Origin of the sequence: Pseudomonas viridiflava, assembly GCF_003702045.1 — a bacterium.
GTDB lineage: Bacteria > Pseudomonadota > Gammaproteobacteria > Pseudomonadales > Pseudomonadaceae > Aquipseudomonas > Aquipseudomonas viridiflava_C.
This window is the reverse complement of the sequence record NZ_RBTP01000059.1, coordinates 1-1,323: the sequence shown is the minus strand read 5'-3', so window position 1 is coordinate 1,323 and position 1,323 is coordinate 1. Positions and strand designations below refer to the sequence as shown.

The 1,323-nt window shown below is 52.6% G+C and carries 1 protein-coding gene; it reads left to right on the top strand.

The genetic code is table 11. The annotated features are described in order from the left end of the window. The coding region (locus ALP40_RS17805) for an IS630 family transposase (protein WP_122209524.1) at positions 1 to 857 on the top strand (857 nt) is incomplete at its 5' end. Between the last annotated feature and the right edge of the window lie 466 nt (positions 858 to 1,323).

The window sequence follows — 1,323 nt, the reverse complement described above, 5'->3', positions numbered from 1 at the left end:
GACTGGTCGATGAGCCTGGGCGTGGACGCAAGTCATCGTTGCCTGAGGAAACGGTTCGCAGGGTCTTGGAACAGGTCACCCGACCCCGCATCGGAGAACCGCGCTGGAGCTGTCGGAGCATGGCAAGGGCAGCGGGTATTTCCTCGACCACCGTCCATAAGTTGTGGGCTGCCAATGATTTAAAGCCTCACCTGACGCGCACATTCAAGTTGTCCAACGATCCGCAGTTTGAGGAGAAATTCTGGGATGTGATCGGGCTCTATCTGGCTCCGCCGGACAAGGCTTTGGTGTTGTGCTGCGATGAGAAAAGTCAGGTTCAGGCATTGGAGCGAACACAGCCGGGTTTACCTTTGGGCATCGGCCATATCCAGACTAAATCCCATGATTACACCCGCCATGGCACGGTTACGTTATTCGCCGCACTGGATTACCTCCAAGGGAAATTGATCAGCAGCATCGAGCGTCAGCACCGGCATCAAGAGTGGCTGGCCTTTCTCAAGAAGATCAATAAAGAAACGCCCAAGCACCTCCAGCTTCATCTGATCGTCGATAACTACGCTACCCACAAGCATGCCGCAGTGAAAGCCTGGCTGGCGAAGCATCCGCGTTTTCATATTCATTTCACACCAACCTCCAGCTCTTGGATGAACATGGTTGAGCGCTTCTTTCGAGACATTACCGTGTACTTGCGTGACGGCAGCTTTGCCTGCGTGCGTGAGTTAGAAAGCTCCATCACAACGTTCATGGCGTTACGCAATGCTCAGCCGACCCGGTACGTTTGGAACGCAAAGGGAGAAGATATTTTGAACAAAATTCAACGTGCGCGTGAGGTGCTTGAAGCCGCGCAAGGAAAGTAAGCTATTTCGAAAACAGCACACTAGGGGGTAGGCAGGGTTTGTAAAAGTGCCCTAAGTACACGATTAGGAATTACCTCGGGCAGCATGTGACCTTGCGCCCGAGCATCACCCTCAATGAGCCACTTCATTATAGTCACCGCCACGATCTGAACGATCCAAAAGGTTAGGTGCCGGTCTCGAATGCCTGCTTTCACCGCTTAACCATGCGAAAGACTTGCCAGACCGAATGCAAGTGACTGGTCACATCGAATGCACATACATGCTCACGTGTGCAATTACTCAGATTGACGCACTCACGCTGTCGGAAGTCGAAAGTAATGTACCCGCTCCATGAACCTCACATTCAAAGCACTAAGCTAATGCCAGATGCTGGGCTCCCGATACTCTCAGGAGCCCGTGCGCCATGATGCGACCCGACGCCAAAGTCGAAAAAGTGTACCTCTATCCCAAACCTGTGGACTTTCGA